Origin of the sequence: Jeotgalicoccus coquinae, assembly GCF_014207425.1 — a bacterium.
In the GTDB taxonomy this organism is placed as follows: domain Bacteria; phylum Bacillota; class Bacilli; order Staphylococcales; family Salinicoccaceae; genus Jeotgalicoccus; species Jeotgalicoccus coquinae.
Map to the genome: position 1 here is coordinate 510,626 of NZ_JACHFF010000001.1, position 14,608 is coordinate 525,233.

The 14,608-nt window shown below is 43.6% G+C and carries 15 protein-coding genes; all 15 read left to right on the plus strand.

Annotation, left to right across the window (positions count from 1 at the left end; genetic code table 11):
- The first annotated feature begins 16 nt into the window (after positions 1-16).
- The 15 genes from HNR41_RS02575 to sucC all read left to right on the plus strand — a co-directional run bounded on the left by HNR41_RS02575 (position 17) and on the right by sucC (position 14,608).
- The gene (locus HNR41_RS02575) at positions 17-256 is read left to right on the plus strand and encodes an acyl carrier protein (protein WP_026867576.1); all 240 of its coding nucleotides are present in this window, start codon (positions 17-19) and stop codon (positions 254-256) included.
- An 83-nt stretch (positions 257-339) separates the two neighbouring features.
- A complete protein-coding gene (gene rnc, locus HNR41_RS02580; protein WP_184281423.1) occupies positions 340-1,101 on the plus strand; it encodes a ribonuclease III in 762 nt (253 codons plus the stop codon).
- Positions 1,102-1,107: 6 nt separating this feature from the next.
- Positions 1,108-4,662 carry a chromosome segregation protein SMC gene (gene smc, locus HNR41_RS02585; RefSeq protein WP_184281425.1) on the plus strand — a complete coding sequence of 1,185 codons (3,555 nt, stop codon included), beginning with the start codon at positions 1,108-1,110 and terminating at the stop codon, positions 4,660-4,662.
- Positions 4,662-5,771, plus strand: coding sequence for a signal recognition particle-docking protein FtsY (gene ftsY / locus HNR41_RS02590; RefSeq protein WP_184281427.1), 1,110 nt, complete (start codon positions 4,662-4,664; stop codon positions 5,769-5,771). Before smc ends, ftsY begins: the two co-directional genes overlap by 1 nt.
- Positions 5,761-6,096 (plus strand): putative DNA-binding protein, encoded by a 336-nt coding sequence (locus HNR41_RS02595; protein WP_184281429.1) that lies wholly within the window; start codon positions 5,761-5,763, stop codon positions 6,094-6,096. The genes ftsY and HNR41_RS02595 overlap by 11 nt, the downstream gene beginning before the upstream one ends.
- A gap of 13 nt (positions 6,097-6,109) precedes the next feature.
- A complete protein-coding gene (gene ffh, locus HNR41_RS02600; RefSeq protein WP_184281431.1) occupies positions 6,110-7,456 on the plus strand; it encodes a signal recognition particle protein in 1,347 nt (448 codons plus the stop codon).
- 100 nt (positions 7,457-7,556) lie between these two features.
- A complete protein-coding gene (rpsP, locus tag HNR41_RS02605; protein ID WP_184281433.1) occupies positions 7,557-7,832 on the plus strand; it encodes a 30S ribosomal protein S16 in 276 nt (91 codons plus the stop codon).
- 5 nt (positions 7,833-7,837) lie between these two features.
- Positions 7,838-8,065: a KH domain-containing protein gene (locus tag HNR41_RS02610; RefSeq protein ID WP_184281435.1), complete on the plus strand. Its 228-nt coding sequence runs from the start codon at positions 7,838-7,840 to the stop codon at positions 8,063-8,065.
- 49 nt (positions 8,066-8,114) lie between these two features.
- Positions 8,115-8,609: a ribosome maturation factor RimM gene (gene rimM, locus HNR41_RS02615; RefSeq protein ID WP_184281437.1), complete on the plus strand. Its 495-nt coding sequence runs from the start codon at positions 8,115-8,117 to the stop codon at positions 8,607-8,609.
- Positions 8,609-9,280, plus strand: coding sequence for a tRNA (guanosine(37)-N1)-methyltransferase TrmD (gene trmD / locus HNR41_RS02620; RefSeq protein ID WP_184281439.1), 672 nt, complete (start codon positions 8,609-8,611; stop codon positions 9,278-9,280). Before rimM ends, trmD begins: the two co-directional genes overlap by 1 nt.
- Before the next feature lie 143 nt (positions 9,281-9,423).
- On the plus strand, positions 9,424-9,771 hold the full coding sequence (gene rplS / locus HNR41_RS02625; protein ID WP_184281441.1) for a 50S ribosomal protein L19: 348 nt from the start codon (positions 9,424-9,426) through the stop codon (positions 9,769-9,771).
- A 200-nt stretch (positions 9,772-9,971) separates the two neighbouring features.
- Positions 9,972-10,952 (plus strand): nuclease-related domain-containing protein, encoded by a 981-nt coding sequence (locus HNR41_RS02630; RefSeq protein ID WP_184281443.1) that lies wholly within the window; start codon positions 9,972-9,974, stop codon positions 10,950-10,952.
- A gap of 648 nt (positions 10,953-11,600) precedes the next feature.
- Positions 11,601-12,458, plus strand: a complete 858-nt coding sequence (gene ylqF / locus HNR41_RS02635) for a ribosome biogenesis GTPase YlqF (protein WP_184281445.1) — start codon at positions 11,601-11,603, stop codon at positions 12,456-12,458.
- Between the two features lie 4 nt (positions 12,459-12,462).
- Complete coding sequence (gene rnhB, locus HNR41_RS02640; RefSeq protein WP_184281447.1) at positions 12,463-13,221, plus strand: ribonuclease HII; 759 nt, start codon at positions 12,463-12,465, stop codon at positions 13,219-13,221.
- A gap of 217 nt (positions 13,222-13,438) precedes the next feature.
- The gene (gene sucC, locus HNR41_RS02645) at positions 13,439-14,608 is read left to right on the plus strand and encodes an ADP-forming succinate--CoA ligase subunit beta (protein WP_184281449.1); all 1,170 of its coding nucleotides are present in this window, start codon (positions 13,439-13,441) and stop codon (positions 14,606-14,608) included.

A 14,608-nucleotide genomic window follows, 5' to 3' on the forward strand; every position in this document is an offset into this window, starting at 1 on the left:
GGAGGTGAATTTAATAATGGCTAATATTGATAAAATTAAAGACATCATCGTTGACAAACTTGGCATCGATGAAGAAAAAGTAACAAGAGAAGCATCTTTCAAAGATGACCTTGGAGCAGACTCACTTGATATCGCTGAACTGGTGATGGAACTTGAAGATGAGTTTGATATGGAAATTCCTGATGAGGAAGCTGAAAAAATCAACACAGTAGGCGACGCATTGGATTTCATTGACAAAATTGAAAAAGAACAATAAAACACTGAAAAATCCACTTATGATGAAGTGGATTTTTCTTTGTGAATAAATACAAATAATAGTAAAATGAATGAGGTGGATACATGGATTTTAAAGTAGTGCTGGACAAAGTTAAAACAGATGCATCAGCACAAAGTAAACTCGATAAATTTAACGTAATATTTAAAGAATTTGCAGACAAAATTAATATCAAAGTCGATAAATTAGGTCTTTATCAGCAGGCATTTATGCACAGTTCGTATATTAACGATCTTGGGCTTGATAAGAGATATAATAACGAAAGGCTCGAATTTCTCGGCGATGCAGTACTAGAATTGATGGTATCAGATCATATTTTCAACAAGTACGAAGAACTTCCTGAAGGCAGGCTGACTAAACTTCGTGCGAATATCGTGTGTGAACCTTCACTTGTAGTATTTGCCTCGAAACTCGAAATGCCGGTATTAATTCTGCTCGGACGCGGCGAGGACAAGACAGGCGGAAGAAACCGTCCGTCAATCGTCAGCGATGCGTTTGAAGCGTTTCTCGGTGCACTGTATTTAGACCAGGGCAATGAAGGTGCGTGGAAGTTCTTAAACGATTTCGTATTCCCGCATATTTCATCCGAAGATTATAACGCGGTTATCGACTATAAAACGATGCTGCAGGAATATTCGCATCAGGCGTTTTCTGAAAGCGTCACTTATGAACTTGTCAGCTCGACAGGACCGAGTCACCACCGCAAGTTTGATACGGAAGTGTCAATCGGCGGCAAAGTACACGGTACGGGTACAGGTTTATCGAAAAAAGAATCAGAACAACAAGCAGCCAAAAGTGCATTGCATGCACTTGGCCAAGAGGTGTAGGGACATATGGTATTTTTAAGGCAGATCGATGCACATGGTTTTAAATCATTTGCAGACAAGGTCAATATAAAATTCGACAGCGGCGTGACTGCTGTCGTCGGTCCCAACGGGAGCGGTAAAAGTAACATCACGGATGCCATCAGATGGGTACTCGGTGAACAGTCGGCACGCGTCATGCGCGGTGCGAAAATGGAAGACATCATTTTTGACGGGACAGAAAACCGTACGCCGATGAATTATGCTTCGGTCAGTCTGATATTAAACAACGACGACCGCACACTTGGTGAATCAAAAGAAGTTGTGATTTCAAGAAAGCTGTACCGGAGCGGTGACAGCGAGTATTTTATCAACAATGAAAAATCCAAACTGAAAGATATTACGGAATTATTTCTGGATTCAGGGCTCGGAAAAAATGCATATAATATTATCAGTCAGGGACAGGTCGATGAAATACTAAAAGCGAAGCCGGTCGAACGCCGCAAAATTATTGAAGAAGCAGCGGGCGTAATGAAATATAAAAACCGCAAGCACGAGTCGGAAAAACGTCTGGATGAAACGAAGCAGAACCTGGCGCGTGTACACGATATTATTGAAGAAATCAGTTCCCGTGTAAACCGTCTGGAACGTGAAAGTGCGATAGCAGAAGAGTATCTTGCCCTGAAAGAGGAAATGACGCAGAGCGATATCGAAGTGAACGTTTACGATACGATGCATCTCCTGACGGAGCTTGATGAAATTAATGCACGTATTAAAAAAGAAGAAACCGGGCTTGAGTCTGCACGCGAAACTTTAAAAGAAGTGCTGACAGCACTCGATTCACTTGAAAAAGAGCGTGACACACTGCAGCAGGAAGAGCGTACGCAGAATCAGACACTTCTTGAAACGACACGTGAACTTGAAAAAATCGAAGGGCGCATTGCATTATACGCAGAGCGCGAAACGAACAAGGAAACGCTGAAACAGGATCTCGGGAACCGTCTCACAGCATTTGAAGAAGAACTGAAAACTTTAACAGCATCGCTCAAACAGGAAGAACAAAAAAAGAACGATATGTCTGCAGAAAGTTCTGAACTTGCAAAAACAGTTAAAGATAAAAAACGAGAACTGAATGTCGTGCAGTTGACAGACGACAGCGACATTGAAAAGCTGAAAGATGAATACTACGAGCTGATGGTTAAAAAGACCACACTCGAGAACGATAAACGCCGGAGCCGCGACGAACAGTCGAAGCTCGCTGACAGCATTCAGTATAAAAATGACAGACTGACAACGCTGAACGAAGAAATTACAAGCCTTGAAAGTACGTTTAAAGAGAAGAAAGAGGCACTCAGCGATGCGGCTCGGAAATTAACTGCTGCGCGCGATGATTATAAAGATGTACGCCTTAAACTGAATGAACTGAACGCACAGTACGATAAGTCTAAAAATGACTATAACCGTGCGGCGAACTTTATCCAGAACCAGCAGTCGAAACTCGATATGCTGAAAAATATGGAGGAGAACTATCAGGGTTATTATCCGGGAGTCCGTGCAGTCCTTAAAAATAAAGACAGTATTCCGGGTGTAATCGGAGCAGTCGGCGAACTGATTTCAGCGCCGTCTGAATATATGACAGCACTGGATACGGCGCTTGGGCAGGCGAGTCAGAACATCGTTATGGATGTCGAACACAATGCCCGCACTGCGATTGCATTTTTAAAACAGAAGAATTTCGGATTTGCGACATTCCTGCCGCTCGATACGATTCGTGAACGTCATCTGTCGGTCGACGTTGAGAAATCGCTCGAAGCATCGAATATCGATTATCAGATTCTGTCTGAAGTTGCAGATATTAAACGCGAATACCGTAAAGTACTGATTCACCTCGTAAACACGACAGTTGTCGTGAAGAACATGAGCGACGCTTCGGCACTCGCGCGTGCAACCGGGCAGCGTGTGCGTATAATTACGCTGGACGGCGAAACGATTATGCCGGGCGGGGCGATGAGCGGCGGCTCACGTAACCGTAAAGGTTCTATTATGGAATCTAAAAAGGAAATCGCAGACATTACAGAGAAAATTGAAGAGTATACATCACAGACGTCGGCACTAAAAAAAGCGGTGGATGACGCATCGGAACAAATTGCGGATGCCACTGTCGAGCTGAAGCAGCTTGAAGAAGCGGGGTCGACGCTTGGTGAATCTCACGACGCACTGCAGCAGGAAGTGACTCAGCTTGATTTTACGCTGACAAACAAAACAGATGCAGCAGCTGAACTGAAACGTGAAGTGGAAGCTCTGTCGCCGGGTGAAGAAGCAGGCGGCTTTGATGAAAAAATTGAAGTCTACACTCATCAGATGAGCGACATTAATACGCGCATCGATATGATGAGCCGTTCACAAAGCGAAAAAGATGAACAGATTGCACAGCTTCAGAGTGAACTGCAGCAGCTGAATAATGATAAAATAACATTAGACGGTGAAATGCGCTTTACCGATGCAGCGATTGAACGCATCAGTGTGAATATCGATAACGTTAAACACAATATCGATAACACGAAGTCGGAAGCGGATATGATTAATGATGATCTCGGAGCGATGGATATTTCCGAGCTCGAAGAGAACAAAGCGCGTCTTTCGAAATCACTTGAACAGGTGAACAGCCGTCTCAGGGAAATTACAGAGCAGCTTACGTCTATTAAAGAAAATCATAAGAAAAACACCGAAAAAGAAGATGAACTGCGTAAAGCGGCGGATTACAGTCAGCAGCAGCTTCGGACAGACTCTGCAGCACGCGAAGGTCTGGATACGCAGATTGAAAACAAGATAACGTACTTAAGCGACAATTACAAAATGACTTACGAACTTGCACGCACGCAGTTTGAAGAATTTGAAAGTATTGAAGCAAAACGTCAGAAGATTTCATTGAACAAAAAGAGTATTGAGGAACTCGGACCGGTAAATATCGGTGCAATTGAAGAGTTTGCAACAGTTAACGAACGCTACACGTTTTTAAAGGAACAGGAAGACGATTTAATCGAAGCGCGCCAGACGCTGCTCGATGTAATCAGCGAGATGGATGAAGCAGTGGCAGCACGTTTCAAAGAAACGTTCTGCCAGGTCAATCATTACTTCCAGGAAGTGTTTACGGATATGTTCGGCGGCGGCCGTGCAGAACTGAGACTGCTTGACGAGGGGAATTATCTGGACTCGGGCATAGAAATATTTGCCGAGCCGCCAGGCAAGAAACTGTCGTCACTGTCGCTGTTATCAGGCGGCGAGCGTGCGCTGACGGCAATCAGCCTGTTATTCAGTGTACTCCGAGTGAAAGTGAGCCCGTTCATTATTCTCGATGAAGTTGAAGCGGCGCTCGACGAAGCAAACGTTACAAGATATGCGAAATACTTGAAGAAACTTTCAGCTGATACGCAGTTTATCGTTATTACACACCGTAAAGGAACGATGGAAGAAGCTGACCGCCTGTTTGGTGTCACAATGCAGGAAAAAGGTGTCACGAAGCTGATCAGCGTAGACTTAAAAAATTATGAAGAACCGGAACCGGTAAGAGAGGACGGAAATTAATGGGTATTTTTGACCGCTTTAGACGGAAGAAAAAAGCACAGGAAGCACAGCCGGCATCACTCGAGGCGCAGACGGACAAACTGGACGACGGCCTGATTTCCCTCGATGAGTTCGAGGAATGGGAACAGGAACAGCTCAGCTACAAATTTGAACAGGGCCTTAAAAAGAGCCGCGACAAATTCCAGCAGGACATCAATGCTTTAATGTCCCGCTACCGTACGGTGGATGAAGATTTCTTCGAAGCGCTTGAAGAAGTACTTATTTCAGCAGACGTCGGTTTTAATACAGTAATGGAATTAACAGAAGAGCTGCGCCGTGAAGCACAGCTGAAAAACATTACTGAAACATCTGATCTGCGTGAGACAATCGTTGAAAAAATGGTTGAGATTTACGAGCGCAACGGTGATGCTTCAGACGAAATGACGATTAACGAAGATGGTCTGACTGTCGTGTTAATGGTCGGTGTTAACGGTGTCGGCAAGACGACATCAATCGGCAAGCTCGCTCACAAGTATACGCAGGAAGGCAAAAAAGTTATGCTCGCTGCGGGAGATACGTTCCGTGCCGGTGCAATTAACCAGCTGCAGGTATGGGGTGACCGTGTCGGCGTTGATGTAATTAAACAGGCGGAAGGGTCAGATCCGGCTGCGGTAATGTTTGATGCAGTAAACGCAGCTAAAAAGCGCGGTGCCGATATTCTGTTCTGTGATACTGCAGGACGTCTGCAGAACAAAGGCAACTTAATGAATGAGCTTTCCAAAATTAAAAAAGTAATTCAGAAAGTTGTGCCTGAAGCACCGCACGAAGTACTGCTTGTACTCGACGCAACGACAGGACAGAACGCACTCAGCCAGGCGAAAGCATTTAAAGAAGTGACTGACGTATCAGGTATTATTCTTTCTAAACTGGATGGTACTGCCAAGGGCGGAATCGTGCTGGCAATTAAAAACGAACTGGGTATTCCGGTGAAATTTGTCGGCCTCGGCGAGCAGCTCGATGACCTGCAGCCGTTCGATGCGGAAAACTATGTGTACGGCTTATTTGCTGATATGATTCAGGAGAGCGATATGCTCGAAGAAAAATTAGAGGAAGATAAAGATGACCAATGATTTAGAACGCACGATGCGGATGAATTATCTGTATGATTTTTATCAGTCTCTGTTAACTGACAAACAGCAGAAATACATTGAATTGTATTATCTGGAAGATTTTCAGTTCAGTGAAATTGCAGAGGAAATGAGTGTGACACGTCAGGCTGTTTATGATAACCTTAAGCGTTCACGTGACATGCTCGAACAATACGAAGAAACACTTGGTATGTATAAAAACTTTAATAAGCGTCTTGAACTATATGCGGAGCTTAAAGAAAAGCTCGGCGGCGATATAACAGAAGATGCTGCAAAAATAATCGATAAGCTGGAAAAATTGGATTAAGGAGGACGGCACTATGGCTTTTGAAGGTCTGGGAGAACGACTGCAGTCCACAATGGACCGCATTAAAGGTAAAGGTAAAGTAACTGAATCCGACGTTAAATTAATGATGCGCGAAGTGCGCCTTGCACTGCTTGAAGCTGACGTTAACTTTAAAGTTGTTAAACAGTTCGTCAACGACGTTAAAGAACGCGCACTGGGCTCGGCTGTTATGCAGAGTTTAACACCGGGGCAGCAGGTCATTAAAATCGTTCAGGAAGAATTAACATCATTAATGGGCGGAGAGAACCAGAAGATTAATCTGGCGCAGAAACCGCCGACAGTAATTATGATGGTCGGCCTGCAGGGTGCAGGTAAAACGACAACAGCAGGTAAGCTGGCGCTTCATCTGCGTAAGAAACACAATAAGCGTCCGCTTCTTGTAGCGGGAGATATTTACCGTCCGGCAGCAATTGATCAGCTGCAGACAGTTGGTAAACAAATCGACATTCCGGTATTCTCAATGGGTGATCAGGTTAAACCTGAAGAAATTGTTGAAAATGCACTGAAACACGCTAAAGAAGAACACCTCGACACAGTGATCATCGATACGGCAGGTCGTCTGCACGTTGATGAAGCACTGATGAACGAGCTGAAAAACGTTAAAGAATTATCCAATCCGGATGAAATCATGCTTGTCGTCGACTCGATGACAGGTCAGGACGCTGTAAACGTTGCAGAAAGCTTTAACGGGCTTTTAGACATCACAGGCGTAACACTCACTAAACTGGACGGTGATACACGAGGCGGGGCAGCACTGTCAATCCGTTCGGTAACACAGAAACCGATTAAATTTATCGGGGTATCAGAGAAGATGGACGGGCTGGAAGCATTCCATCCGGAACGCATGGCTTCACGTATCCTCGGTATGGGTGACGTTTTATCAATCATCGAAAAAGCCCAGGACAACGTTAATGAAGATGAGCAGAAGGCGCTTGAGAAGAAACTGAAAGATTCAAGTTTTACTCTGGATGACTTCCTGTCCCAGATGGACCAGGTGAAAACACTCGGACCGCTGGATGATCTTCTGAAGATGATGCCGGGTGCAAACAAAATTAAAGGACTCGATAAAATGCAGTTCACCGGGAAGGAAATTGACCATGTACAGGCGATTATCCGTTCGATGACACTGGATGAGCGCGAGCATCCTGAAAAACTGAACGCCAGCCGCAAGAAGCGTATTGCTAAAGGTTCAGGGCGTTCACTGCAGGAAATCAACCGCTTACTGAAGCAATTTAACGACATGAAGAAAATGATGAAACAGATGACAAGCGGCAAACGTAAAGGTAAAAATCCGTTTGGCGGCATGGGTCTTCCGTTTTAAAATAAAAAAACACACATGTAAAGAAAAAACTCTTTACATGTGTGTTTTCATTTGTTATGATAAGAAAGTCGAAAAGAAGTAAAGAGAGGAGTTTTCACACATGGCAGTAAAAATTAGATTAACTCGTATGGGTTCTAAAAGAAATCCTTTCTACCGTATCGTAGTTGCAGACGCACGCAGCCCGAGAGATGGTAGAATCATCGAACAAATCGGTTCATACAACCCGGTTTCTAAATCTGAAGAGAACGTTGTATTAGACAACGAAAAAGCGTTAGAGTGGTTACAAAATGGTGCTAAACCAAGCGACACTGTACGTAATATCTTCAGTGACAGAGGCATCATGGAACAGTACCACAATGCTAAATTCGGGAAATAATTCCGATGGACAAATTACTTCAAACAATTCTTGAACCGATGCTGGATTATCCGGAAGAACTCGTCATTACACGTGACGAGACGCCGCATAAAGTTTCGTATAAAATAAGCGTACATGAATCAGATGTCGGGCGGATAATCGGCCGCGGCGGCCGTTTTATTAAAGCGCTCCGCATTGTTGTTTCAAACGCTGACAGAGACGCGTCAAAGAAAGTGTTTGTTGATTTGCATTAAGACACACTTTAACAGTGTGTCTTTTTATTCTTTATAAGAGGTGTTCATCTTGCGAATTAAAATTGGTAAACTGGTAAATTTCCACGGTGTACGCGGTGAAGTTAAAATATTAAGCGACTCGGACTTCCTTGAAGAACGCTTTGCAGCGGGCAACACAGTTGAAGTTGCCGGCGACGTGCTGACGATTGAATCGTACCGCACGCATAAAAACTTCCATATGCTTAAATTTGAAGGCGTATCGAACATGAACGATATCCTCCATTTAAAAGGCGCGGATGTTTTTATCGAAGAAAACAATGAAGATATTGTACTCGATGAAAATGAATACCACGTGAGTGATATTGTCGGTCTGACTGTAATCAATCTCGACGACAATACTGAACTGGGTAAAATTTCAGAAGTAATGTTCACCGGCGCCAATGACGTCTGGGTGATCGAAGGCGAGCGAGAATATTTAATTCCGTATATCGAACAGGTTGTTAAAACCGTCGATATTGAACGCGGTATTGTAGAAATTACACCACTCGAAGGATTGTTGGATTAATGAATATATATTATTTAACACTGTTTCCGGACATGTACGAAGGTGTCCTCGGTGCATCTATTTTAAAGCGCGCAAAAGATAAGGGCATCGTCGATTATCACATGATTAATTTCCGTGATTTTTCGGGCGATAAACATAACAAAGTCGATGACTATCCATACGGCGGCGGCGCAGGCATGGTGTTAAAACCAGAACCTGTTTTCAACGCAATGGACAGTCTTGATATCGGCGATAACAAGCGCGTTATTTTAATGTGCCCGCAGGGTAAACCGTTTGATCAGAAGCTTGCAGAAGAGCTCGCTGAAGAAGACAACATCGTCTTTATAAACGGTCACTACGAAGGTTACGACGAGCGTATCCGTACGCTCGTTACCGATGAAGTATCCATTGGTGATTACGTCTTAACAGGCGGAGAGCTTGCATCGATGACAATGACTGACGCAATCGTCCGTCTGATTCCCGATGTGCTGAGCAATCAGGCCAGCCATCAGGAAGACTCATTCTCTACGGGAATGCTTGAACATCCGCATTACACACGTCCGAGGGAATACCGCGGCATGAAAGTGCCGGAAGTACTGCTGTCAGGAAATCATAAGCATATTGAAGAATGGCGCCATGAACAAAGCCTGAAACGTACAAGAGAACGCCGTCCGGATCTTTTGGACGGGTAAAAAGTTAATTTTATTTCTAAAAGTGATTGAATGGTCACCATTTGTATGATAATATTGTACGAGTGTAAATACACGTAAATATCACAATCATCCGCTGCTAAAGTAACTCGGGCAAGATAATTGGAAGAAGGAGAAGATATATTATGTCACAGGAATTATTAAATTCTATCGTTAAAGAACAGTTAAAAACTGATCTTCCTGAATTCAAAGCAGGAGACACAGTTAAAGTTCACGTTCGTATCGTTGAGGGAGACCGCGAAAGAATCCAGCTATTCGAAGGTGTTGTAATCAAACGCCGTGGTGGCGGAATTTCAGAAACATTCACAGTACGTAAGATTTCTTACGGTGTTGGTGTTGAGCGTACATTCCCGGTTCACACGCCTAAAATCGAGAAAATCGATGTAGTTCGCCGTGGACGCGTACGTCGTGCTAAACTTTACTACCTGCGCAACCTGCGCGGTAAAGCTGCTCGTATCAGAGAAATCCGATAAGACCGCTTATAAAATACCCGGACCTCACAGAGGCCCGGGTATTTTTTTAACTTTTTTTATCTCTGGAATTTTGTATTTAGGGGATGAAAGGGGCGGCTACGGGATATTACTGGTCCTTATAATATTCGTTAACTTTTGTTGTGTTTATCATGTTAAATGTTGTATAAATATGTTAACTGAATTATTAAGGAGGCTGCCGATTGTTTATTACTTTACGTAAATTACCTGAAGAACTGCTTCATTTAAAGGCGCTTCGTGCACGCTCTGTGCTTGCAGCTGTTGATGCCGATAAACTGATGAGACTGGAACGCGGGTCAGCAGGCGAACGTGAATATGATCTGCTGTTCGATGAAGCGGGGCACGGGAATCTGTATGTCTACCGGGATATTTATTTACAGATAGAAGGCTCTGTGACGCAGTACGATACATTGATTATCAGTGAATCCGGAATTATTGTAAATGAGATTAAAAACTTTACCGGAGATTACCGGGTGGAAGGCAGTATGTGGACGCATTCAGGAGGTGGTCAAATTCCGGACGACGCGGCAAGCCAGCTCAGGCGCGCCACAGGGAAGCTGATGCGCCTCAGGAATACGGTGAGATTTAACTTTGATGTCAGCGGCAAATTAATATTTCCAAACGATAATTTCCGATTGTTCTGCGACGATGACAGGGTGTGGAACCAGGTTGTACTGCGCGCGGACCTCCGCCGTTATCTGGCCGGTTTCAATAACGAATACAGTGGTGAATACGCATCACAGCTTGCCGATGTCATCGAACGTCACATTGTGCCGAATCCGTACTTTAAACAGCGAGTCGAATTCGATTCAGTCAGACACAGCTTATATTGCGGCGGGTGCGGCAGCTTTAAACTCGAAAAACAGCACTTCCATCTGCTCTGTATGACCTGCGGCTCAAGAGAAAGTAACGAAACCCATCTCGTTCGTGCGATGAGTGACTTTAAATATCTGTTTGGACCTTTAGAGATGACAAGCAGACGAATGATGCAGTTTACGGACGGTATGGTGAATTATCGAACGGTACTCCGTTCATTAGCCAAGTACTGCCATGCTCATGGGCAAAATAAATCTACAAGTTACGAGTTTATGTACTATGACTTTGAAGAAGCAATGGAAAAAGAGAAGCCAAACCGAAAATATAAAGATTATATAGCTAGATAGTTAAGAATTAACTTGAATTTGAGATTTGAGTGACAATGTGAATCCGATATAGTCACTCAAGTGGATTTGACTGACAATGTGAATCCGACATAGTCACTCAAGTGGATTTGACTGACAGTGTGAATCCGACATAGTCACTCAAATGGATTTGACTGACAGTGTGGATCCGACATAGTCACTCAAGTAAGTTTGACTGACAGTGTGAAACTGACATAGTCACTGAAGTAAGTTTGACTGACAATGTGAATCCGACATAGTCACTCAAGTAGGTTTGACTGACAGTGTGAAACTGACATAGTCACTCAAGTAGGTTTGACTGACAATGTGAATCCGACATAGTCACTCAAGTAGGTTTGACTGACAATGTGAATCCGACATAGTCACTCAAGTAAATTTGACTGACAGTGTAGAACCGACATAGTCACTCAAATGAGTTTGACTGACATTATAGAACTGAACTGTATTCATAATCGACAGATTTCCAGCAATAATAAAGAAACAATCATTATATCTACACATCTCATCCTTCTCAGGACTAATCATCCTCACATCGAGTCCCTAAATCATGATAAAATATAATAGGAATAAACCAACCTGACAAAAAACAACCAACTAAAAATAATTTATATAAGAAAGGGGCAACCAAAGATGTCTATTAACTGGTTCCCGGGACATATGGCGAAGGCTCGCCGTCAAATTGAAGAGAGTCTGAAGAAAGTGGATGTAGTCATCGAGATTCTGGATGCGCGTATTCCATACGCTTCCAAAAATCCGATGCTGGACCATGTGATCGGTGATAAGCCGAGAGTAGTTGTACTTAACAAAAAGGATATGGCAAACAGCAAGGAAACGGATCGCTGGATCGCCCGCTTAAAAGCTGACGGTGTTTATCCTGTAGCGCTGAACGGCAAGGAGCCGAACGTACTCAAGAAAATCGAAAACACAGTTGTTGAAGCAACGAAAGAAATTTTCGAGCGCATGGAGCGTAAAGGCATTAACCCGCGCGCAATCAGAGCAATGATTGTCGGCATTCCGAACGTCGGCAAGTCGACGATTATTAACAACATCGCTAAACGCAAAGTTGCGAAAACAGGGAACACGCCTGGTGTGACGAAAGCCCAGCAGTGGATTAAAGCGGGGACGAAAATGGAACTGCTTGATACTCCGGGAGTGCTGTGGCCGAAATTCGAAGACGAATCAATCGGACAGAAACTGTCACTGACAGGTGCGATTAAAGACAATGTTGTAAACCTGGACGATATCGCTATTTATGCACTCAGATTTATGCAGAAACATTATCTCGACGGACTGAACAAGTTTTATAATATCAACATCGATGAAGACACTGAGATTGTGGAAATCTTCGATGCAATCGGCCAGTCGCGCGGCTTTAAGATGAGCGGCAACGAAATTGACTACGAACGCGTTACGGAAAAAGTGATTTACGATACGCGTGATGCAAAAATCGGCAAGTTCACATTCGATTTCGCCGGGGCAGAGGAATAACTTTATGAAGATAAGCGATATTAAACTCGAAATCAACAAGATAAAAACCATGGAAGATTTAACGGCCTCCCCATTTAATACAGACGAGCGTAAAGGTGTACAGAGCGCGCTTAAATCAAGGGCGCGCCTCCTCGACAAAGAACTGGCGCTCGCAGAACAGTACGAAACGATGCTGCAGCATGAAAACAAACACCCCGGACTTATCATCGCCGGTATCGATGAAGCAGGCCGCGGGCCGCTCGCGGGCGATGTAGTGGCGGCCGCTGTTATTCTTCCGGAAGATCGTAAAATCATCGGCCTCGACGACTCAAAAAAAGTTCCGCTCGCTAAACGTCTCGCACTCCGTGAAGAGATTATGGAACATGCGGATTACGGCGTGGGCATTGTAACGGCTGAAGAGATCGATACGCACAATATTTACAATGCAACAAAAATTGCGATGCAGCGCGCACTCGATAATTTACCGCGTACGCCTGACCATTTATTAATCGATGCAATGACTTTGGATAACAGCGTACCGCAGACTTCGCTTATAAAAGGGGATGCTGTGTCGAATTCAATCGCAGCAGCTTCGATAATTGCGAAGACGACACGGGACATGATGATGGAAAAATACGATGCGGAATATCCCGGATACGGTTTTGCAAATCATAAAGGGTACGGGACAAAAGCTCATCTTGAAGCACTGGAAAAATACGGTGCCGTACCGATTCACAGAAAGACATTTGAACCGGTGAAAAGTATGTTCGGCAGACAGTTCTAAGTGTTTTAATTCACAAACTTTCTTACAGTAAAAACGTGAAATCCCAATAATAGTGCGGATTCGAACTATATTCTTTGTATCTTGTGAAATACCTTTCAAACTTTCCCGAAATAACAATAATTTGTTCGATTAGTTACCACTTACACGTTTACATTCGAGTAAGTGTTTCCTATAATTAGGTATGTAAGCTTTATTAAAAAGTCTTAGGAGGAAAATCATGAATATCCATGAGTATCAGGGAAAAGAAATTTTTCGCTCAATGGGTGTAAACGTTCCTAAAGGTAACGTTGCTCTTACACCAGAAGAAGCAGTTGAAGTAGCAAAAACACTTGATTCAGATGTCTACGTTGTTAAAGCTCAAATCCACGCGGGTGGCCGTGGTAAAGCAGGCGGCGTTAAGATAGCAAAATCTGTCGATGAGGTTAAAGAATACGCTGAAGAATTATTAGGCAAAGTATTAGTTACTCATCAGAACGGTCCGGACGGGACTGAAATCAAACGTCTTCTTGTTGAAGAAGGCTGCGATATCGACAGCGAATACTACTTAGGTTTCGTAATCGACCGCGCGACGAACCGCGTTACATTAATGGGTTCTGAAGAAGGCGGAACGGAAATCGAAGAAGTAGCAGAAGCAACTCCTGAAAAGATTTTTAAAGAAGTAATTGATCCGGTAGTAGGTCTTATGCCGTTCCAGGCTAAGAGACTTGCTTTCAATATCAATATTCCAACAGCATCAGTAAACAAAGCAGCTAAATTAATGCTTTCTTTATATGATGTATTCATGGAAAAAGATGCAGCAATTATGGAAATTAACCCGCTTGTAACTACAGGTGACGGTGAAGTTATCGCACTTGATGCGAAAGTTAACTTCGATGCTAACGCTCTTTACAGAAACAAAGACGTTGTTGAATTACGCGACTTTGATGAAGAAGATGAAAAAGAAATCGAAGCATCTAAACACGACCTGGCGTACATCGCTTTAGAAGGTAATATCGGCTGTATGGTTAACGGTGCCGGACTTGCAATGGCAACGATGGATACAATTAACCACTTTGGCGGAAAACCTGCCAACTTCCTTGACGTAGGGGGCGGCGCGACTGCTGAGAAAGTTACTGAGGCATTCAAGCTTATCTTAAGCGACAAAGCTGTAGAAGGTATCTTTGTTAACATTTTCGGCGGAATCATGAAGTGTGACGTTATTGCTGAAGGTGTAGTAGAAGCAGTAAATAACGTAGGACTTGAAATTCCTCTTGTAGTTCGTTTGGAAGGTACAAACGTAGAAGAAGGTAAGAAAATTCTTGCAGATTCAGGTCTTGCAATCACACCGGCAAGCACAATGGCTGAAGGTGCTCAGAAGATCATCGCTGCTGTAAACGAAAATAAATAA

Bases quoted from the DNA above. Each gene is read 5' to 3' on its own strand.
- HNR41_RS02575 (WP_026867576.1), top strand. From the start codon at position 17: ATGGCTAATATTGATAAAATTAAAGACATCATCGTTGACAAACTTGGC.
- rnc (WP_184281423.1), top strand. From the start codon at position 340: ATGGATTTTAAAGTAGTGCTGGACAAAGTTAAAACAGATGCATCAGCA.
- smc (WP_184281425.1), top strand. From the start codon at position 1,108: ATGGTATTTTTAAGGCAGATCGATGCACATGGTTTTAAATCATTTGCA.
- ftsY (WP_184281427.1), top strand. From the start codon at position 4,662: ATGGGTATTTTTGACCGCTTTAGACGGAAGAAAAAAGCACAGGAAGCA.
- HNR41_RS02595 (WP_184281429.1), top strand. From the start codon at position 5,761: ATGACCAATGATTTAGAACGCACGATGCGGATGAATTATCTGTATGAT.
- ffh (WP_184281431.1), top strand. From the start codon at position 6,110: ATGGCTTTTGAAGGTCTGGGAGAACGACTGCAGTCCACAATGGACCGC.
- rpsP (WP_184281433.1), top strand. From the start codon at position 7,557: ATGGCAGTAAAAATTAGATTAACTCGTATGGGTTCTAAAAGAAATCCT.
- HNR41_RS02610 (WP_184281435.1), top strand. From the start codon at position 7,838: ATGGACAAATTACTTCAAACAATTCTTGAACCGATGCTGGATTATCCG.
- trmD (WP_184281439.1), top strand. From the start codon at position 8,609: ATGAATATATATTATTTAACACTGTTTCCGGACATGTACGAAGGTGTC.
- rplS (WP_184281441.1), top strand. From the start codon at position 9,424: ATGTCACAGGAATTATTAAATTCTATCGTTAAAGAACAGTTAAAAACT.
- ylqF (WP_184281445.1), top strand. From the start codon at position 11,601: ATGTCTATTAACTGGTTCCCGGGACATATGGCGAAGGCTCGCCGTCAA.
- rnhB (WP_184281447.1), top strand. From the start codon at position 12,463: ATGAAGATAAGCGATATTAAACTCGAAATCAACAAGATAAAAACCATG.
- sucC (WP_184281449.1), top strand. From the start codon at position 13,439: ATGAATATCCATGAGTATCAGGGAAAAGAAATTTTTCGCTCAATGGGT.